Origin of the sequence: Pseudomonas sp. B21-010, assembly GCF_024749325.1 — a bacterium.
In the GTDB taxonomy this organism is placed as follows: domain Bacteria; phylum Pseudomonadota; class Gammaproteobacteria; order Pseudomonadales; family Pseudomonadaceae; genus Aquipseudomonas; species Aquipseudomonas kilonensis.
On the sequence record NZ_CP087198.1, the window covers coordinates 1,940,327 to 1,958,995 of the forward strand.

Annotated in this window: 19 protein-coding genes; 11 read left to right on the forward strand and 8 right to left on the reverse strand. The window is 52.4% G+C overall.

Features of this window, described 5'->3' with window-relative positions; translation table 11 throughout:
- Window positions 1-387: 387 nt before the first annotated feature.
- The gene (locus tag LOY50_RS08610) at window positions 388-939 is read left to right on the forward strand and encodes a hypothetical protein (RefSeq protein WP_258690624.1); all 552 of its coding nucleotides are present in this window, start codon (window positions 388-390) and stop codon (window positions 937-939) included.
- A gap of 526 nt (window positions 940-1,465) precedes the next feature.
- Here the strand turns inward: LOY50_RS08610 and LOY50_RS08615 are convergent.
- Complete coding sequence (locus tag LOY50_RS08615; protein ID WP_258690625.1) at window positions 1,466-1,930, reverse strand: hypothetical protein; 465 nt, start codon at window positions 1,928-1,930, stop codon at window positions 1,466-1,468.
- Window positions 1,931-1,951: 21 nt separating this feature from the next.
- Window positions 1,952-2,269, reverse strand: coding sequence for a hypothetical protein (locus LOY50_RS08620; protein ID WP_258690626.1), 318 nt, complete (start codon window positions 2,267-2,269; stop codon window positions 1,952-1,954).
- Window positions 2,270-2,397: 128 nt separating this feature from the next.
- On the opposite strand from LOY50_RS08620, the gene LOY50_RS08625 reads away from it, so the two are divergent.
- The 5 genes from LOY50_RS08625 to LOY50_RS08645 all read left to right on the forward strand — a co-directional run bounded on the left by LOY50_RS08625 (window position 2,398) and on the right by LOY50_RS08645 (window position 9,266).
- On the forward strand, window positions 2,398-2,610 hold the full coding sequence (locus LOY50_RS08625) for a helix-turn-helix transcriptional regulator (protein ID WP_309475814.1): 213 nt from the start codon (window positions 2,398-2,400) through the stop codon (window positions 2,608-2,610).
- 478 nt (window positions 2,611-3,088) lie between these two features.
- A complete protein-coding gene (locus LOY50_RS08630) occupies window positions 3,089-3,304 on the forward strand; it encodes a hypothetical protein (protein WP_258690628.1) in 216 nt (71 codons plus the stop codon).
- Between the two features lie 143 nt (window positions 3,305-3,447).
- The gene (locus LOY50_RS08635) at window positions 3,448-4,074 is read left to right on the forward strand and encodes a recombinase family protein (protein WP_258690629.1); all 627 of its coding nucleotides are present in this window, start codon (window positions 3,448-3,450) and stop codon (window positions 4,072-4,074) included.
- A gap of 704 nt (window positions 4,075-4,778) precedes the next feature.
- Window positions 4,779-7,700, forward strand: a complete 2,922-nt coding sequence (locus tag LOY50_RS08640; protein ID WP_258690630.1) for a cold shock domain-containing protein — start codon at window positions 4,779-4,781, stop codon at window positions 7,698-7,700.
- A 687-nt stretch (window positions 7,701-8,387) separates the two neighbouring features.
- Complete coding sequence (locus tag LOY50_RS08645; protein ID WP_258690631.1) at window positions 8,388-9,266, forward strand: hypothetical protein; 879 nt, start codon at window positions 8,388-8,390, stop codon at window positions 9,264-9,266.
- Between the two features lie 116 nt (window positions 9,267-9,382).
- Here the strand turns inward: LOY50_RS08645 and LOY50_RS08650 are convergent, their stop codons facing one another.
- Window positions 9,383-9,964, reverse strand: coding sequence for a response regulator transcription factor (locus tag LOY50_RS08650; RefSeq protein ID WP_258690632.1), 582 nt, complete (start codon window positions 9,962-9,964; stop codon window positions 9,383-9,385).
- A gap of 77 nt (window positions 9,965-10,041) precedes the next feature.
- On the opposite strand from LOY50_RS08650, the gene LOY50_RS08655 reads away from it, so the two are divergent.
- Window positions 10,042-10,170 (forward strand): hypothetical protein, encoded by a 129-nt coding sequence (locus tag LOY50_RS08655; protein ID WP_258690633.1) that lies wholly within the window; start codon window positions 10,042-10,044, stop codon window positions 10,168-10,170.
- A gap of 177 nt (window positions 10,171-10,347) precedes the next feature.
- Here LOY50_RS08655 and LOY50_RS08660 read toward each other — a convergent pair whose 3' ends face one another.
- From LOY50_RS08660 to LOY50_RS08675, 4 genes are all read right to left on the reverse strand, one after another.
- Window positions 10,348-11,676, reverse strand: a complete 1,329-nt coding sequence (locus LOY50_RS08660) for a deoxyguanosinetriphosphate triphosphohydrolase (RefSeq protein ID WP_003199435.1) — start codon at window positions 11,674-11,676, stop codon at window positions 10,348-10,350.
- 202 nt (window positions 11,677-11,878) lie between these two features.
- Window positions 11,879-12,214, reverse strand: coding sequence for a hypothetical protein (locus LOY50_RS08665; protein WP_253472708.1), 336 nt, complete (start codon window positions 12,212-12,214; stop codon window positions 11,879-11,881).
- A complete protein-coding gene (locus LOY50_RS08670; RefSeq protein ID WP_003199439.1) occupies window positions 12,211-12,600 on the reverse strand; it encodes a phage holin family protein in 390 nt (129 codons plus the stop codon). The genes LOY50_RS08665 and LOY50_RS08670 overlap by 4 nt, the downstream gene beginning before the upstream one ends.
- Before the next feature lie 2 nt (window positions 12,601-12,602).
- The gene (locus LOY50_RS08675) at window positions 12,603-12,917 is read right to left on the reverse strand and encodes a YqjD family protein (RefSeq protein ID WP_003199441.1); all 315 of its coding nucleotides are present in this window, start codon (window positions 12,915-12,917) and stop codon (window positions 12,603-12,605) included.
- Window positions 12,918-13,256: 339 nt separating this feature from the next.
- On the opposite strand from LOY50_RS08675, the gene LOY50_RS08680 reads away from it, so the two are divergent.
- Window positions 13,257-14,465: an ammonium transporter gene (locus LOY50_RS08680; protein WP_258690634.1), complete on the forward strand. Its 1,209-nt coding sequence runs from the start codon at window positions 13,257-13,259 to the stop codon at window positions 14,463-14,465.
- Between the two features lie 8 nt (window positions 14,466-14,473).
- Here the strand turns inward: LOY50_RS08680 and LOY50_RS08685 are convergent, their stop codons facing one another.
- The gene (locus tag LOY50_RS08685) at window positions 14,474-16,186 is read right to left on the reverse strand and encodes a monovalent cation:proton antiporter-2 (CPA2) family protein (protein ID WP_258690635.1); all 1,713 of its coding nucleotides are present in this window, start codon (window positions 16,184-16,186) and stop codon (window positions 14,474-14,476) included.
- 189 nt (window positions 16,187-16,375) lie between these two features.
- Here LOY50_RS08685 and LOY50_RS08690 point away from each other — a divergent pair, with 189 nt between their 5' ends.
- The 3 genes from LOY50_RS08690 (at window position 16,376) to LOY50_RS08700 (ending at window position 17,979) form a co-directional block, all read left to right on the forward strand.
- Window positions 16,376-16,627, forward strand: coding sequence for a glutaredoxin family protein (locus tag LOY50_RS08690; RefSeq protein WP_253472716.1), 252 nt, complete (start codon window positions 16,376-16,378; stop codon window positions 16,625-16,627).
- 69 nt (window positions 16,628-16,696) lie between these two features.
- The gene (locus LOY50_RS08695) at window positions 16,697-17,017 is read left to right on the forward strand and encodes a hypothetical protein (RefSeq protein WP_003199451.1); all 321 of its coding nucleotides are present in this window, start codon (window positions 16,697-16,699) and stop codon (window positions 17,015-17,017) included.
- Between the two features lie 71 nt (window positions 17,018-17,088).
- Complete coding sequence (locus LOY50_RS08700; RefSeq protein WP_214510835.1) at window positions 17,089-17,979, forward strand: pseudouridine synthase; 891 nt, start codon at window positions 17,089-17,091, stop codon at window positions 17,977-17,979.
- Window positions 17,980-18,669 lie beyond the last annotated feature (690 nt).

An 18,669-nucleotide genomic window follows, 5' to 3' on the forward strand; every position in this document is an offset into this window, starting at 1 on the left:
CATTGCCTACTTTCGCCATACTTCAATCTCCAATTTCGGTTTTATCCCGTATTTACGGGACTTAACGAGCCTCCGAACCAAGCAAAGGGCGCATTCCGCACCGGAAATCGGTTTCATCAAAGATTTGCACACTAACGGGCGAGGAATCGAAGAATCTGATAGTGCAAGACCCATCTCCTGGATCAACAAGTTCACGCCGAGTCAATCTTTTAGATTGACAGGAGGTGGCGCCTTGTGTATATTTTCGCCTCAACCAAACATACCGAACACGTCCCGCACCCTTACAGTGCCAGATGATCGGTACAGTGTTGTCTACGATTTACCAAACTAACCGGCATAACCCCGAGGTACTGCCTATTGAAATGAACTTGAACAGGAGAACAATCCATGTCGCAACCATTCGTTTTAAATTTGATCCCCGCCATTGAAGACATTGCACCGCAGAACCCAAAGGGTGCCGGTCGCAAGCCAGTATCTACAGTCAACCCGATTGCACATATCGCAGGTGAACTGTTATTCGACAATCCGGCGTGGCTGTCGAGCATCATCTTTGGTAGTTGTCTAACCGCCGCAGGACAATCACAGAATGTTTGTAATGTTTCCATGCGTGACGTGCGAGGCACCTTGCTACTCAAGGAGTTTACCGTGCAGGCGGTGATGACAACAGGAATCGCCAAGCGACAGGCAGAGCGTGTTATCAAAGCGGTTCGACATGCTGCTCACGGCATCCATGGATACCTACTGCGACGACCAAAACTGCTACGTCGCTACGAGGATAACTACGACTGTAGACTTGAATCCAAGCTTGCCTATTCCCATGTGGCTCTCGTGCCCTACAAGCCGTTACGGGAGGTGCCAGAGCATATTGATGCCATGCGTCTGGCTGGGGACTACCTTGCGTATGGCGAGGCTCTGAGAGCGTTCCGCAAGGAGTGTTAATTAGCGTCGGAAAGGAAGAGAGTATTTCCAACAGGAAGAAGAGTATCCCGCATCAGGCGATACTACATTTGTGACCGGAACACCCAACCTGGTCATGATTGATCATTTTTTAATTAACGACGGAAAGAGAAAGAGCGATAACACCAGACGGTAACGTCTGAATGGGATAACCCATTTCATAGACAATAGTCGTATCGTCCCGATTCTGAATCAGCACACCAGTAAATTAATAGAGCATCAACACACATCCAAGCTCTTGCTCTTGATCTGCTCCCACCGAAGGTGATGTGCAATAACTGTCAGTGTCCACTGACGAGATACTATCGAATACGTCCGTATTCGTTTTTGCACCAACAAACAAGAGCAGATCAAAATCACAAGCGAAGAGCTGGATTTGTGTAAATTTTGTTTATTACTGGAGTACATCCGGAAAAACATAGGTGGTCACGCCGTGGCTGAGTACGGTTGAAAACTGACGTTTTCGGTGCGAATACTCCAAACGAAGTTTGAGAGATCAATCTCTTGACTATTCGTCAATGGCAAGCCCAACGGACTCAGTGATAGACCTGAATCTGGCAGTCGCAAAGGTTCTCTTGGGAAGATTGTCGATTTTCAGTATCACTGATTTTGTATTCAAAAATTCACGCTTTAAGATTGATTGATCTTGATTCGTTGCTGGTGCAAGTTCTTTGTAGTACTCGTCCGAACACATGCCAGTAAAACTCAGGCTTTTACCATTGACTTGGCCTTGAGCCTTGAAGCTTGACTCCCCTTCAGGACAAACACCCTCACCACTGATTAGATACGCTAAGCGCATATCCTGCCCGTAGGGAATGACTCGAATGTAGTCGTGTTCGCTTTCTTTACTGACGACAGTAGCTTTATTGGACCAGCCAAGGGACCAGTATTTTGAACTCAGATTTTCTCCAGCGTAGGCGAATGCAGATAGGAACGCAAAGCAGGGTGCAATTTTCAAAAACATACGGTTCATGTGCTTTCCTTTATCCTGCTATCAACGCAACCAACCATTGGCTGTCATGGCAGTCTTGCCGCTTGGTAGCTGAATCAAGGCTGACTTGTCTCCCTCTTTCGGACCCTCGATGAAATTGACCTTGGTAGCCGTTGAGATTGTTCGACACTTACCCGATTCAATCAGACGTCCAGCCTCATCTTCATCCTGATCAAGCGACGCTTCCACCATCTTGGTCCAGTCACCGGCTTTGAAACAAACCATCGAACCAGCCTTCAGTGTTCGCTGAGGGTAGGTGTCCGCCATGGCGGTAGATGCGAGAAGGGGCAGTAGGCACAGCAAGCGAGAAACGGTGTTCATCAAGCGATTCCTTTGATGTGGATTCATGTATTGGGTTGTCATATTCACAGTATATTGTGAAGACCCGTTGAAGCTCAACCACGACAGTGCCCGCTCACTAGCGTGGAGTGATTGCATTGGAAATCGGGGTGGCCTTTGGGCGTGTACTGCGACGGAAAAGACAGGAAGCGGGCTTTACCCAAGAACAGTTGGCGCTGGAAGCAGATGTGCAACGGAATTACGTCAGCCTGATCGAGAGGGGCGTCAATCAGCCTACGATTGTTGTCTTATTCAAGCTTGCTAGCGCATTGAAGTGCAGCCCATCTACGCTGATCCTCCTGGTGGAGGAGGAATTGGGTTAATGGGGGGCGGATTGGTGATGTCGAATCTCAGCCATTCAATGACCTCGGCGGCCACTTCCAGCATTCCCCAACGGAAAAGAGTAGGCTGAGGCCGAGTAGGCGCCAGCCTTAGTGGGCGGTCAAAGAGCTTGGTCGAACTGCTTTCAAATTACTTTTGTTGCACTGGATACACCAAGAGCTGCCAAGCAATTTTTGCCGAGGTGTGATGCTGGCGGTGATTTTGAGGTGGTAACGTGTGCCCCCCCGCAATCGCAATCTCGTCTCCACATCCCGTGCACTTGTAGATTCCCGGATGGGGAGCTGCTGTTCCGGGAGTATGCACAAGGTCGAATGCCTGGTCTTCGGTATGAATGAGCGAGGAACCATTCTTGTAAATCGCCATAAGAATTTCCTATCCAAGTGAGCCATCGCGGAGTGGTTTAATAAATGTAGCCTTTTGGCATCATCATGCAACCCTCCCACCTCAAGGACGAAAGCCATGCCAGATAACCCAGAATCCAACATCGCCACAGCGGACGTGCTCACCCTGTTGTTGCATAACCAGCACGCCTTAGCCGCAGCAATCGAAGAGTTGTCCCTGTGGGTAAGGTTGCAGGGAGAGCCCGTCGTTCATATGAATGTAGTAACCGCGTTGAAAACCCTCGATGTGAACGCATCAGCCATCACCGCTGGAATTCTCAAGCTCCGGCAATAGACGCTATCAAAGCAGTAGACCTATCCGGTAGTGCGGCGGAAGCTCCGTTGCTGCCAAAATAAACTATCAGTAAAGTATTTAAAATAGCTTAGTGATAGTTTATCATTGATCTATCAAATCAAGACTCTAAAGGATAGTCAGCCATGAACGCCCACTTGTACCTCCGAGCATCGACTAAAGATCAAGACGCCAACCGTGCAAAAGTGGCTCTGGAGTTGTTCGCTGCCGAGAAGGGATTGAGCATCGTTGGCGTGTATGCAGAAAACATCAGTGGGACCAAGCTCAACCGTCCTGAGCTGCTTACCTTACTCGATACTGCCGAGAGTGGAGACGTGCTATTGGTCGAGTCTGTAGACCGCCTCAGTCGACTCTCACAGGCTGACTGGGACACTCTCAAGGCCACCATCAAGGCCAAAGGACTGCGGTTGGTTGTAGCTGATCTGCCTACCAGTCACATGCTGGTTGAAGCGAAAGGAATCACTGGGCAAATCATGGATGTGGTCAACAACATGCTGATTGACCTCATGGCAACCATGGCTCGACTGGATCAAGAGAAACGTGTGGAGCGCATCAAGCAGGGTTTGGAAAACAAGAAAGCTGCTGACCCTGAATGGAAGCCGTCAGGTAAAGGAAGGAATGCTGCAAAGTGGGCTGAGGTACAGGCGCTGATGAAGAAGCATCCAACGATGTCTGCTGATCAGATCGCCAAACTGGCTGACTGCGGTGTTGCCACGGTTTACAGAATCAAGAAAGAAACGAAGGCGGGGTGACGCTGGCTGCTACACAGATACTTCTGATCAAGCTGTCCGGGGCCACGTGCCCCAACTTATTTTAGAAAAGCTGCGGCTTTCATTTAGCCTCCTCGCACTTGACTTAGCACCTCGGGCAAAACCACCAGACTTACTTTTTCAGGCTCCTACACAAGCGCCCCCACCCTCTGGCCATTCCCAAAAATCGGCGAGGCCAGGAACTGGCTGGATCGAGTGATGTAGAATACGTCGCCTGCTCACACCTTCAGTTTATTAACCGCCGTGCATGGTGGCAGTCCTTTGGTGTGCGCAGGTCTTGATTTACAGCACCACATCTCGTTCTCCCAACGCAATTTCTAACACCTGTTCTGGAGATAGTCTTTGCGAGTAATCCGCATCACTAAAGTACTTATCCGGTGAGAAAATCAGCCAACACCGAAATTGGACACTGCTAGCGGCGGGCGGCCTAGGTGTTGGAAAATGGGTCTGTCACTTTTATGGGGCGTCTTTACATGAACCTAAATGGGAATTTCTCATTTTAAATCAGTGCCTTGCAGGGAATCCAAAAAAATGCCAGCTTAACTAGATAAGGATGATCCCTAACTCATCGTGATAATGAGCGGGGGAGCATTGACAAAAGTCTCCAAAATATTATTCTAAATTCGGAGTTCTTGGCGTACAACGGTATGCATGAGTGCAAAAAACAGGAAAGGAAGACCAGTTTTATGAGCAATGTTGATAATGCCGAAGAGAAATTAAAGGTTTTGCTTTCCGATATAAGAGCGAATATAGCATCGATTGAGAGTGAGGAGGATGCTAAGGTCCAAATCATAAACAGGATGTTTAATGAATGTCTGGGTTGGTCTTTCACTAAATTTTCATGTGAAAAAGAGCACGCATCTGGTTTTTCTGATTATTTGATGAGGATAGGCGAAGAGCCATCATTGATAGTTGAGGCTAAGAGAATTGGCATTCTTGAAATAGATTCAGCGGTTATTGATAAGCTACGAACTCTTAAAATTTCTGGTACATCATTAAAGAAATCGATGCCCGGGATACAGCAGGCTTTTATGTATGCCAGCGACGCGGGTATCCCTGTTGCAGTCGTGACTGATGGCCTTCGTTGGATTGTATTCAAAACTTGGGTGCAAGGTTCAAGCTACAAGGAAAAAGAAGCTTTTGTATTCCCGTCTTTGGAAGCAGTAGAGAATTCGTTTAGTACTTTTTATGATTTGCTGTCTTATAGCTCGTTTGTGGATAAGACGTATAATCTATTATTTGATGGTGTTCATAATAGCCGTCAAAATCTGAGCCTGCCTCTCAAGGCACCTGTTGAAGTGGATGAAATCAGTATTCTTCAAAAGTCGTCCATCGCCTTTGATTTAGAAAAGATATTTAATGGTTTTTTTACTCAGCTAACCGGCGATCAAAACTCTGAAATCATGAATGAGTGTTTTGTTGAGTCGAATGAAAGTCGAATTGCAGACTACTCTCTGGAAAAAATAACCAATAGTATTTTAAACAATATGCCGACTGATAATAACCGTGTCGGCAGTGAGCTAAGTGAACTAATTAAAGGTAATGTTCAAGCTGAGTTGGCCTCGGATTCCGACATGTCGGTGTTTATTGTTGGCCCTACAGGATCGGGAAAAACAACCTATATAAATAGGTTTTTCTCAAAAATTCTTCCATCTGTAACTCGAGAAAATTGTTTAACATTGAGCATTAATTGCTTAGATGCGACTGGTGATGAGGGAACTGTTGCGGCCTGGATTACTGAGGAGACTATAATATCCTTAGAGAAAATCTTATTTGAAGAAGGATATCCTGAATACAATGATCTTCTTGGTATGTACTTTAGCCACTATAAGAGGATGGCTGCTGGGCATTTTAAGAAAATCTACGAAAATAACAGAGAGTTATTTGATGAGAAGTTTTCCGCTTTCCTTGAAGGAGAGGTAAGAGCAAATCGCGAAGGTTATCTTGAAAGCTTACTTCATTTTGCGATTCACAATCGAAAAAAGCTTCCGATCATAATTGTTGATAATACAGACGAATTTTCGCTAGAGTTCAAGACTAAAGTATTCCAGCTTTGCAACTCTTATAGGCGAAAAGTCAAGTATTGTATGCTTATGTTTCCTGTTACGGACAAATCAGCTTGGAGCTTTTCCAAAACTGATATATTCACAATTCACCAATCTCGTTCTTTCTTTTTGCCGACACCATCTCCTAGGGAAGTCTTTAGGAAGCGAATTGAGTTCCTTAATAAGAAGCTAGTTACTGCTGATGTTGCGGAGAAAAAAGAATACCTAACTAGCAAAGGGATTAAGATCGAGCTGAAGGATGTCAATAAGTTTGCTCAGGTTTTGGAAGATGTCTTTGTTGAGAATGATTTTACTGCTAAAACGTTGGGCGAGCTAACAAACTACAATATCAGATCAATCATGAGTCTTTCCAAAAGAATCATAACATCACCTGTTATGAAGATTGAAGACCTAATTGCTACTTACGTAACAACTGAGCCAATAAGCTATAATAAGTTTATCGATGCTTTGATACGTGGTGATTATGAAGCCTATCGGGGTGTGACGGGCGAAGACGGTGGGGTCATATCGACATTTAAGGTCAATTCTTCAAAAGTTCACTCCCCGCTTTTGATGCTGAGAATTCTGGCTTTATTAAAAGCAACAAGAATCACTGGCAGGGATGTGGAGGAGAGACATTTAACAGTTCATTCTGTGGTGCAGTACTTTGAAGCAATTGGAACAGACGTAGTAGACCTGCAAAGGTGTCTAACGGAGCTAGTCTCTCTTAAACTAGCTGAGCCCTACGACCCATCCGTTAGTGTGCTCAGCGACAATCAAAAGCTGGCTATTACTTACAGGGGGCTAGCTCATTATGATCTATCCACTAGGAATAATGTGTATTTTTATCAGATGGCTGTCACCACTGGTATAGCTGATCCAGAGACCGCATCGAATATCCGGCAAGTTTACAAGTCAAGCCGATCTTTCGTAGATAAGAGCTCCGCAGTTAAGAAGCTCTTCTCGTTCTACTTGCTGAGCGAAGATGTAAAGTTTATAGCTTCCACGCAGGATAGAGAGCAGTTTGACTGTCAAAGAGAATTGCTTAGAGATATTAAGTATTTCGGTATTGGTAGAGCTGCACGTCAGGGTAGTGAGATCGAAAGGTTTACTGAACTGCTTGGGAAGCAACTGATTGGGCAGGTAGCCAATTATGATCCTGAAAAAGATTTTGGATTTATGTCTATCAAGGAGGTTGGGCAGGACGTCTATTTTAAGAGAGCTAATCTTAGGGTAGATAGTGTAGATGATATTTACGATTCGGATGTCGTGTACTGTACCTTGGGTAAAGGGCCCAAAGGAATTGTGATCGATACCATCGAGAGTCTTGTTGAAGGCAGGAATAACCTGCAAAAAGAGGGTTGCGTAATTAAGGCTTATGACTCAAAGCGTGGTTTCGGTTTTGTATTGGTGGGCGAGTCCTCTAACGAGGCATTCTTTCATCGAACAGCTTTTCCACAAAATTTTTACGAGCGGCTTAAGGTAGGAGTAGAGTTTATGGCTGAGATAAGATCGAAAGATGATGGAAGGTTGCAAGTTAGGCGTTGCATTGGGTTGCTTTGAATCGCGTGTGTTTGTTTTTCAGATGTAAGCCCCCTATTTCTTAAGAGGAATTGGGGGCTCAGCAGTAAAATTTGCTGGAGTTTAAATTCAATCAAAGGCGTTGTTAAGCGTCATCCGTCACGGTTTATTGTGCTCAATGTGTATATGTGAAATAGTTGCTTATAGTAGGGGGTGCCTTTGTCCTGCATGTACTCGCGTACAACATAAGGTGTAAGCATCGGCATTCTGTCGTTAATGATGTTGGCGTCAGAGGCAGCGCTAGTACCGCCTGCCGACATCTGGCCTAGCTGTTTGTTAAGTTCCTTGTTATCTTCCATAGATGTACCAGTAACGGAAGATGCTTGCTGTCGAATGTTCCAAGTGTCAGTAATCTGGTCAAGAGTATTGCAAGCAGCAGCTAAATGTTGAGGTGTTGTGTCTGTTTTATGGTTTGGTTCTGGTGTTAGGTCTTGCTCTGGCAGTATCACCAGTTAACGATTTCCTCTGCTGTTTCCTCGTCTCTTTTTTAGGGCAAAAGATATAGTTCGAGCCAAGCAAGATGACCAATGGTCTTTTTTTGCAATGAAAGACCAGCTTATATTTAGTGAGCCTTCGAGCCCGTGCGTCATGGATTAACGGTGTCCCTCACCATTCCAGATGCAGCGTTCGGCATGGTAATATAGAGTTTTGCCGTGCTTGGGGAAGCTTGTGGGTATCAAGGAATATTTGAAAAAACTGCCATGGTGGGGGCAATTAATTGTAGCTGGGCTTTTGTTCGTCGTCGGCCAGATCGCTTCCACCGTTATTCAAACCGGCAGTCTTCCTAACTGGCTGTCTAATTCGATTTCATGGATTTCTCCTAAACTTTCATCAGCAGCTAGTGTCCTCATGGAAAAGACCTTCCCTCTTTGGTTTGTGTTGCTGATGGGCTGCCTAGTAGCGTTAGGTGCGGGATTTTCTGTCCTTATCGTTGGTAGAAAGTATCGAGGCATTAAACATCAGTTCGACGCCCTCCAGCACAGTAATAGTGAGCTTGTGCAGGAGCATAATACGCTGAAAGAGGCGAAGGAAGCTATTGCAAGGGAACTTTCAGGTTTGAGGAAAACCCACGCAGATATATCTGGCTCTCTAGCCGGTGTGAAAAGCCAGCGTGATGATGCGCTTAATGAGGTGAAGCGTCTTAAGAGTAAAAGTCCAAGCCTGCTACAGGGTTTCGCTTCCGCAGCTTTGCATGATCAGAGCCCGCGCTCGACGATCCTTGGAACAAGTTTTTCGAGAGGTTTTAGGATTCCGTCTGAGAAAGAGAGGCAAGAGCTTGACTGTGCAGATATTCTAGATAATGTGATGTTGTGTACAATTAAAGAATCAGCTGCCAGCATTGAGGATATTCAACAATTAACCAGCATGCCCGTACTAAAGCTTGAGTCATGCCTTAAAATATTGAGCAATAATAATTATGTTCAAGCTATAAGATTTGGTGGGCGCCCTCGCTATCAACTTACTCCAAGAGCTAGGAAGCACTTCAAGTGCAAGGAAAATGGTATAAAGTCTGAGTTGTCTTTTGTCATGGGAGATAGCTTGTTGTAGGGCTGGGCTACTCTATATTCACACCCTAGCCTGACTTGGGCAATTCACGACACTACCAAGGCTAGGATTCTGGTAGTACCGCTCTAGGGCGATGCTGCTACAAAGCCCTGCAAGGCTTAGGGTGTCATTGTGTACATGTGAAATTCTTGCTTATAAGTACTGACGGTCTTATTGCTTAGAAACATTCCCTTGGCTATTTCCTTGTTGGTACGGCCCTGGGCAAAAAGTTGCAGCACCATCAGTTCCCGATCATTGACACTTTTGAAAAGGTCCAGCTCGATACTGCGTGGGTCATCCGGGCGTACCGGATTCAGCGCCTGGCTGGGAAAGTAGTTGTAGCCGGACAATACCGCTTTGATTGCGCTGACAAGTTCGCTGAGGTCTTCCTGTTTACAAACGTAACCAGAGGCACCGGACTGCATGCATCGAATGCCGAAGAGCGTCGGCGACTGGGCCGTGAGCACCAGCGTCTTGAGCGGAGTGGTCATGGCGTTGAAGCGCGAGAGGATTTCCAGCCCGTCGAGTTTGGGAATGCTGATGTCCAGGATAACCAGGTCTGGCATGCATTCGCGCACCATTTGCATCGCGTCGACGCCGTTGTCAGTTTCTCCTACGACCTTATAGCCCTCATGCTCCAGAAGCATGCGTACAGCGAGGCGGATGACCGGATGATCGTCGACAATGAAAACGGAGTTCATGAATAAATTACCCTGCGAACTTGAATAAAGCGCGCACCTTAGCCCACTTACAACCAGGGCCGTACGAAGAGACGGGCATGCAACTTCAATTTCAGAAGTTTCCTACAAAAAAAGAGGCAAGATATTACGATGTAATCGGTTTTTTAGTCGGTGGACGACAACAAGAGGGGGATGTGTTGGCAGTGTGTGAAGGGATATTTCTTTGATAGTGTTGTTTGTGCAAACAAAAGAAGCGTTTAACCGCGGTTTGTGTAAACCATACAGTTATTTATCTACTTCAAACTCCTTGTGGCGCAGCGCTACAAAATTCACATTCACCGCCAATCCCTGTGGGAGCGAGCAAGCTCGCTCCCACAGGTTTTGTGCCAGGCGCAGCACACATTTTATTGGCGCGTGCGGCCGGTCATCTCCTGGGCCATTTCGCTGGCGTAGCTGTCAGTCATCCCGGCGATGAAATCGATCATTCGCAGGAAAGCGCTATGCAAAGGGCCGTTGGGATCCGGCGCATTGTTCCCCAGCAGGTCGAGAATGCGGCGATTCTTGAACGAAGGCGTGCGGCCCCCATGCTGTTCAAGGGCGGCCCCGCAAAATCCGTTGAGCAGGATTTCCAGCGTGGTGTAGGCGCCGATTTCATGCAGGGTCTTGCGCTTGTCCTGGAAAATTTTCCGGCGCGCCATGTCCTTGGCATTCAACACGCAGCGTTTTGCCGGGCCGTGCATATGTTCCACGAGATCCCCTGGCAATGTGCCGGCAAGCAAGGCTTCCTGTTGTTCGACAAAAGCCCGGGCGGCGGCGTTGGTCAGGTGTTCGATGGCCTTGCCCCGCAGGATCGCCAGTTTGCGTCGCCGCGAGTCCAGCGGCCCCAGCTGCCGGTAAGTGTCCGGAAGATCATCGCCCACCAGGTCCAGGAGCAGCGATTCCACCTGGGGGTATTCCAGGAGATCCATCTCCACGCCGTCTTCCAGGTCGATCAGCGCGTAGCAGATGTCATCGGCGGCTTCCATCAGGTACACCAAGGGATGCCGTGCCCAGCGTTGATCCTCGATCTGTGGCAAACCGAGTTTGTGGGCAATCTGCTCCAACAGTGGCAGTTCGCTCTGGTAGCAACCGAACTTGTGCTTCTTGTAGCCCAGCGAGTCCGCGTGGCGGGCAGTCCAGGGGTATTTCAAATAGGTGCCGAGGGTGGCATAGGTCAGCCGCGTTCCGCCGTCGAACTGATGGTATTCAAGTTGGGTGAGGACGCGGAATCCTTGGGCGTTACCTTCGAAGTTGAGGAAGTCGTTGCGCTCGGCTTCGCTCATTGCATCGAGCCAACCACGGCCGGCGGCTTGCTGGAACCAATAGCGGATAGCATCTTCGCCGGAGTGACCGAACGGCGGGTTGCCAATGTCGTGGGCCAGGCAGGCCGATTGCACCACCATGCCCAGGTCGCTTGGCTCGCACCAGTCAGGCAGGGCATTGCGGATGGTTTCCCCCACGCGCATGCCCAGGGAGCGCCCGACGCAGCTGACTTCCAGGGAATGGGTCAGGCGCGTATGGATGTGGTCGTTGCTGGAGACCGGATGCACTTGCGTCTTGCGTCCGAGGCGGCGGAAGGCGCCGGAAAAGATGATGCGGTCGTGGTCCTTGTGGAAAGGACTGCGGCCCAGTTCTTGCGGACTGTGCAGCGGTTTTCCGAGGCGTTCGCGAGTCAGCAGGGTGTGCCAATCCAAGGCTGGTTGCTCCGTTCGATGATGTCGGTGTCCTAGCTTCCCGGTTCGTGGGCTGCCCTGCAAGGCCTATAGGCCTGCACCGACTCGATACATAACCCTGTGGCGAGGGAGCTTGCTCGCGCTTGAGTGCGAAGCACCCACAAAAATGGGCCTGCTTCGTAGTCCAGCGGAAGCAAGCTCCCTCGCCACGGTATGCAGGTCCTCAGGGTTTGCGCAGGTCTTTGGCCAGCTTGACCAACGGCAGCAATGTCGTTGCCAGGCGGATCAGGCCTGTCAAGCCACCGCCACCACCGTGGCGAGTCCGTTTGCCGGTGAGGAAACCGAGCAGGGACACTGCCGCCACGCCCCACAGTGGCGCGTGCTTGATGCCGAAGCCTTCGTGCCAGCTTTGCGTCAAGCTGCGTGCCCGTTGCAAGGGCTGCAGTAATTGGCGTGTTTCCTGACGGATTTCCTGGCGATGCATTTCCATGCGCAGACGCACCAGCGCCTTGCGCATTTCCTGTCGTGTCCGGGCTTGAGGAATATCAGGCAGGCTCATGGCAACAGGCGCTCCCGGTCGTTGGCCAGTTCTTCGAGGGTGGCGTGGAAAGGAGACGACTCGTCGTAGATCGCTGCCTTGAGCCGAAGCCCGCAGAACAGCGCCGCCAGCAGATAAAACAGGCACAGGCCGATAATGCCGGCCAGACGATAAGTGTCCCATACCAGGATCAGTACCAGCGCCGAAAGCCCGACCAACAGCAGCAGGCCGAACACCAGCGCAAGGCCGGCGAACAGCAGGAGGCTGACGGTGCGTGCTTTCTGTTCCTGCAACTCCATGCCGAACAATTCGACGTGGCTATGCAGCAAGCCAAGGAACGCCGCGCCCAGGCGACGAGCAGTCGGTTGTGTGCCCGCTTCGGACGAGCCGGATTCGTCGATACCCATCATTAGCGCCGTGTCGCCAGCAGGCCAATCAGAAAGCCAACGCCTGCCGCAATGCCCACGGATTGCCAAGGGTTGGCCTGTACATATTCCTCGGTGGCGACCACCGCAGCCTGGCCGCGTTCGCGCATGGAATCTTCCGTCAGCTTGAGCGTTTCGCGGGCGCGCAGGAGGGTTTCGTGAATCTGGCTGCGCAGTGCATCGGCTTGATCGCCTGCCAGCGTCGCGGTGTGATCGAGCAACCGTTCCGTGTCGCTGACCAGCGTCTGGAAATCTTCCATCAGGGTTTCTTGAGCAGTCTTTGCCTGGGTTCTGGCCATTGGTGAATCTCCGTAAGTGACGTCTGAAACGTTCGAGTATGAGCCTTGCCGGAAGGTTCAGTACAAGTGACTGGTACAACTTTTGCTCAGGCTTTTGCCATGTACTGGTGCATCAGCCTGCGCCAGTGCGCTGAAGCTGGGCGAAAGCCCGAAAAACCTTAACCCAAATAATCAAAACCCGCGAAGCACCTCCAAGCGGGATTTCGTTTTGACCGTTCTTGCGCACCAAAGCGGTTCATCGGCCTGCGTACGGCCAATGAGCCGTTTCAACTTGGTGCGTTCGCAAGGCAGGCGAACCGGTTTGGTGCTTTTTTCAACTTTTTCAGGTCTGCCAATACCATGGAAAATATGCAAAGTGCCGTGGACGGTCTGGTCCACAGCTCCAACACGCTGTTCATCCTGCTCGGCGCAGTCATGGTCCTGGCCATGCATGCCGGCTTTGCGTTTCTTGAAGTGGGAACGGTCCGGCAAAAGAACCAGGTCAATGCGCTGTCGAAAATCCTCAGCGATTTCGCGGTCTCGACCCTGGCCTATTTCTTTATAGGCTATTGGATTGCCTACGGTGTGACCTTCCTGCAACCGGCGGCGGTGCTCAGCGCCGATCATGGCTATAGCCTGGTGAAGTTCTTCTTTCTGCTGACCTTTGCCGCTGCGATCCCGGCCATCATTTCCGGCGGTATTGCCGAACGTGCCCGGTTCGTCCCGCAGTTGTGCGCCACGGTGCTGATCGTGGCGTTTGTCTATCCGTTTTTCGAAGGCGTGGTCTGGAACGGCAATTTTGGCCTGCAGGCCTGGCTGCAAGCCCGGTTCGGCGCCAGTTTCCATGACTTCGCCGGCTCCGTGGTGGTGCATGCCATGGGCGGCTGGCTGGCGTTGGCTGCCGTGCTCTTGCTCGGCCCGCGTAACGGCCGATACCGGGACGGTCGCCTGGTGGCGTTCGCGCCTTCGAGCATTCCATTCCTGGCCTTGGGTTCGTGGATCCTGATTGTCGGCTGGTTCGGTTTCAACGTGATGAGTGCCCAGACCTTGCCCGGGGTGAGCGGGCTGGTGGCGGTCAATTCGTTGATGGCCATGGTGGGCGGTACCGTGGCGGCATTGATTGTCGGACGCAATGACCCAGGCTTCCTGCACAACGGCCCGCTGGCCGGTTTGGTGGCGGTCTGTGCCGGTTCCGACCTGATGCACCCGGTCGGTGCGTTGGTCACGGGGGCCATTGCCGGTGCCTTGTTTGTCTGGTGCTTCACCGCGGCCCAGGGCAAGTGGAAGATCGACGATGTGCTCGGCGTCTGGCCGCTGCATGGGCTGTGCGGTGTCTGGGGTGGCATCGCCTGTGGCGTCTTTGGCCAGAGCGCCCTGGGCGGCCTGGGTGGGGTCAGCCTGATCAGCCAATTGATTGGCACGGCGCTGGGAATTGTCGTCGCCCTGGCAGGCGGGTTTGCGGTCTATGGCGTGATCAAGGCCGTGTTGGGGCTGCGCCTGACACAGGAAGAAGAGTATTACGGCGCCGACCTGTCGATTCACAAGATCGGCGCGGTCAGCCAGGACTGAGCGTGGCACTATGGCTCCTTGTCCTGGTTGCCAGGATAAAAGCCATGGAGCAGGCGATAGCGGTCGTGACGAACCTGATCCACGTGATGCCGGACCTGCTGCTCGGGCAGGCCGAGCATGATCAGGGCGTGGGAGGCCAGCATCAGGCTCGACTCCAGCAGCTCCGGGACCACTTCGCTGGCCCCGGCAGCCTGCAACTCGGCCAGTTGGCTGTCGTCACGGGTGCGCACCAGGATCGGTACCTGGTGATTGACCTGGCGGGCCGCCTTGAGCACGGTGATGGCGATGTCGGTCTTGTCCACCGCGATCACCAGCAACCTGGCGCGGCTCAAGCCAACGGCCGCAAGCAGGTCACCTCGTCGTGAATCCCCGTAATGCACGCAGTTTTCCCCGACGGTGGCTTCCTGGATGATCACCGGGTCGTCATCCAGGGCGACGAACGCCTGGCCTTCGCGGCGCAGGAACCGCCCGATGGATTGACCGACGCGCCCGTAGCCGCAAATGACCACATGGCCCGACAAGCCGGCATTGAGTGCGCTGATCTGGTCCAGTTGCGCCTCTTCGTTGGGTTTGCGATGCAGGCGCGCGGCGATGCGTGGCGCCGCACGCAGCAACAGCGGGGTCAACAGCATCGAGCAGAACGTCGCGGCCAGCAGCAGGCCGCTGATGTCGGCGGGCATGAGGCGGTTCTGCTGCATCAGGGCCATCAGGGCAAAGCAGAATTCACCGCCCTGGGCCAGCGCCAGGCCACTGCGCCAGGCGGTTTCAACGTCGCTGCCGCGCCATTTCACCAGGACGGCGACCACGCAGCCCTTGATGAGCATCAGGCCGAGGGTCAACCCCAGGATCAACAAGCCGTCATCGAGGAACAGCTGCAGGTCGATCAGCATGCCGATGCTGACGAAGAACAGCCCCAGCAGGATGTCGCGGAACGGGCGTATGTCGGCTTCGATCTGATGCCGGTAGTGGCTTTCCCCCAGCAGCATGCCCGCCAGGAAAGCTCCCAGGGCCGGTGACAAACCGAGCAGGTGGGTCAGCCATGCCGTCAGCAACACGATCACCAGGGCCAGCAGGACGAACAATTCCGCGGACCGGGACGCCGCCACCTCATGGAACAGCCGGGGCAACAGCAGTCGGCTGGCCAGCAGCAGGCCACCGAACAGAACCAGGGTCTTGCCCAAGGTCAAGGGCAGCGCCCAGTACCACGGGTGGTCGCTGCTGCCGGCGAATACCGGCACCAGGGTCAACAACAGCACCGCGACAACGTCCTGGAACAACAACACGCCGATGGCGTTCTGGCCATGGCTGCTGAAGATCTCTCCCAGGCTGGTCAACTCCTTGCTGACGATGGCCGTGGAGGACAAGGCCAGCCCTGCGCCGAGCAACAATGCGGCGATCACAGGCGCGCCGCCCAATGCCAGCAATCCCGCCAGGACCGCCCCCGAGCACAGCACCTGCAGGCTGCCGAGGCCGAATACGACCCGACGCAGTTCGAGCATTTTCGACAGGGAAAACTCCAGCCCCAACGAGAACAGCAGGAACACCACCCCGAGTTCGGCCAGGTCTGGCAGTTCTTCGCTGTCGTTGACCCAGTCCAGCGCGGTGGGCCCGACCGCCAGCCCGACGCAGAGATAACCCAGCACGGGTGGCAGGCGCAGCCGCCTGAACAAGGCGATGACCACCAGGGACGAGGCAAGGATGATCAGCAGGTTGGCAAACAAGGGGAACTCCGTTTCAAGGCTACAACGCACAGCGTAGAGGGGAAAATGCGACAAGCGTCGCTGGAAAAGCATTGGCGCTCAGTGATTTGCATCAGCGTTTTACTGAAACACGCTGAAGCGAGCCTGCGACTCGACGGTTTTCCGAGGTGGGCCTAGAATGACCGTCTATCTTTTTTGGGTCTACCCGCCATGCTTCCTGAATGCCAGTTGTTCGGCACCCTGGGGTGTCATCTTTGCGAAGTAGCCGAAGCTGAACTGATGCCTTTCGTCGAACATGGATTGTTGGTGGAGTTGGTGGACATTTCAGATCGCGAAGACGTGGTGGAGGACTATGGGTGGCGGATTCCCGTGCTGCGCAGGCTGGATACCGGTGCGGAACTGGACTGGCCCTTCGAGGCCGAACAGATCGTGACATTCCTCCGTTCGTCCGTCAGTTCCTGATACTGCGGTTGGCGAAAGTAGTGTGCTTCGGTTACTGTATGTGCATACAGCTATCTGGAGTGCGTCCCCTTGGTCAATGTCGAACAACTGAAAAGCAGCGTGAACAGGATGTCCGCGGACGTTGTGCGCGAGGCAGTCCTGGAACTGCGCCTGGATGGCTTGGTTACCGAAGGCAAGACCCCCTTCAATAAACTGCATTTCAATACCTGTTTCGCCGAGATTGAAGCGTTGTTCCAGCGTGCCGGCTATCACAAACAGTTGGATGTGGTGGGTTACCAGGGCTTGCTGTACGCGCTGTACGATCCAGGTCGCTGGGAGGCGGTGGAAGTGCTGCGCTGGTTGAAAGAGTTCACCGAAGCGGCGGCAAAATCGACGTCAGTCACCGCGTGAGCAATCATTGCTGGGCTGGCCTGTGCGACTGGCGGATAATACCGCCTCGCAAAAATGCCTAAGAGTTTTCAATGTCCGGTTCGTCGTTTTCCGCCGCTCATCATCAGGCCAGTACGCTGTACCTGCCGCCCGGTTCCTGGCAGACGGTGCTGGAGTGCCTGTGCGAGCATTTCAGCGCCATCAGTCGCGAACAGTGGCTGGACCGGATCGCTCGGGGCCGGGTATTGGACGGGGAGGGCAAGGCGATCCAGGTCGACTTGCCGTACCGCGAAGGCCTGCGCATCCACTACTTCCGCGAAGTGCCCGACGAGAAGACAATCCCGGTGGTGGAGTCGATCCTGTACGCCGACGAACACCTGGTGGTGGCAGACAAGCCGCATTTTCTGCCTGTCACCCCAGCGGGCGAATACGTCGAGCAAACTTTGTTGCGACGGCTGATCCGGCGGTTGGACAATCCTCATCTGGTGCCTCTGCACCGCATCGACCGGCATACGGCCGGGCTGGTGTTGTTTTCGGCCAACCCGAACACCCGCTCGGCGTATCAGTCGTTATTCCCGACGCGGCAGATCGAAAAACGCTACCAGGCCATTGCCCGCGCATTGCCCGGGCTGACCTTTCCACGGGTGCATAAAAGCCGGATGATCGATGGCGAACCGTTCTTCCGAATGCAGGAAGGGCCCGGCGAGCCCAATACCGAAACGGCCATCGAAGTGCTGGAAAGGAACGGCGAGTTGTGGCGCTATGGCTTGTATCCGGTTACGGGTAAGAAGCATCAGTTGCGGGTTCACATGAATGCCCTTGGGGCGGGGATCTGCAATGATCCGTTTTATCCTGATGTGCTTCGGGATGTTGAGGATGATTACTCGAATCCTTTGAAGCTGCTGGCTCAAGGGTTGCGTTTTGTTGATCCGGTTACTGGCTTGGAACGTGTGTTTGAGAGCGGTATTTCGTTGCAGTGGTAGTTTTTTGTTAAGGGGGAATGGTGTGTATATCCGTTTCTTCGGTAACGGCTACTTATGGTTTCGCCCTTACGGCGACTCACTTTTTTTCAAACGCCAAAAAAAGTAAGCAAAAAAGGCTTGCCCCACCACTCGGCACCTCGCCTAGGCTCGGTGTGCCCTCACTCCGGCATTGCTCCGTGGGCCGCCGCGAAGGGCCATCCATGGCCCAGCGCGGCTATCCCGGCATCCATGCCGGGATGCCCACTACGCAATGCCTGCGTTCGGCCAGCGTGGTTTAACGGGGCGTCCAGATCAAAATCCCAAGCAAAGCAAGAGTGGGGTATGTCCAGCATCTATGTGGCTGGGCCACCACTATCGCGAGCAGGCTCGCTCCCACATGGGGCTGCGGGTATTCACAGCACCTGCGCACGATACAAAACCTGTGGGAGCGAGCTTGTTCGCGATGACATAGGCACATCCACCATCACTGTAAACTGAACCACCGCTATCGCGAGCAAGCTCGCTCCCACATGGGGCTGCGGGTATTCACAGCATCAGCACACGACACAAAAACCTGTGGGAGCGAGCCTGCTCGCGATGACATAGGCACATCCACCATCACTGTAAACTGAACCACCGCTATCGCGAGCAGGCTCGCTCCCACATGGGTGGCGGGTATTCACAGCATCTGCGCACGACACAAAAACCTGT

Excerpts from the sequence above, each read along its gene's own strand:
- LOY50_RS08610 (WP_258690624.1), top strand. The coding sequence starts at position 388 with ATGTCGCAACCATTCGTTTTAAATTTGATCCCCGCCATTGAAGACATT.
- LOY50_RS08615 (WP_258690625.1), bottom strand. The coding sequence starts at position 1,930 with ATGAACCGTATGTTTTTGAAAATTGCACCCTGCTTTGCGTTCCTATCT.
- LOY50_RS08620 (WP_258690626.1), bottom strand. The coding sequence starts at position 2,269 with ATGAACACCGTTTCTCGCTTGCTGTGCCTACTGCCCCTTCTCGCATCT.
- LOY50_RS08630 (WP_258690628.1), top strand. The coding sequence starts at position 3,089 with ATGCCAGATAACCCAGAATCCAACATCGCCACAGCGGACGTGCTCACC.
- LOY50_RS08635 (WP_258690629.1), top strand. The coding sequence starts at position 3,448 with ATGAACGCCCACTTGTACCTCCGAGCATCGACTAAAGATCAAGACGCC.
- LOY50_RS08640 (WP_258690630.1), top strand. The coding sequence starts at position 4,779 with ATGAGCAATGTTGATAATGCCGAAGAGAAATTAAAGGTTTTGCTTTCC.
- LOY50_RS08650 (WP_258690632.1), bottom strand. The coding sequence starts at position 9,964 with ATGAACTCCGTTTTCATTGTCGACGATCATCCGGTCATCCGCCTCGCT.
- LOY50_RS08655 (WP_258690633.1), top strand. The coding sequence starts at position 10,042 with ATGCAACTTCAATTTCAGAAGTTTCCTACAAAAAAAGAGGCAAGATAT.
- LOY50_RS08665 (WP_253472708.1), bottom strand. The coding sequence starts at position 12,214 with ATGAGCCTGCCTGATATTCCTCAAGCCCGGACACGACAGGAAATGCGC.
- LOY50_RS08670 (WP_003199439.1), bottom strand. The coding sequence starts at position 12,600 with ATGGGTATCGACGAATCCGGCTCGTCCGAAGCGGGCACACAACCGACT.
- LOY50_RS08675 (WP_003199441.1), bottom strand. The coding sequence starts at position 12,917 with ATGGCCAGAACCCAGGCAAAGACTGCTCAAGAAACCCTGATGGAAGAT.
- LOY50_RS08680 (WP_258690634.1), top strand. The coding sequence starts at position 13,257 with ATGGAAAATATGCAAAGTGCCGTGGACGGTCTGGTCCACAGCTCCAAC.
- LOY50_RS08690 (WP_253472716.1), top strand. The coding sequence starts at position 16,376 with ATGCTTCCTGAATGCCAGTTGTTCGGCACCCTGGGGTGTCATCTTTGC.
- LOY50_RS08700 (WP_214510835.1), top strand. The coding sequence starts at position 17,089 with ATGTCCGGTTCGTCGTTTTCCGCCGCTCATCATCAGGCCAGTACGCTG.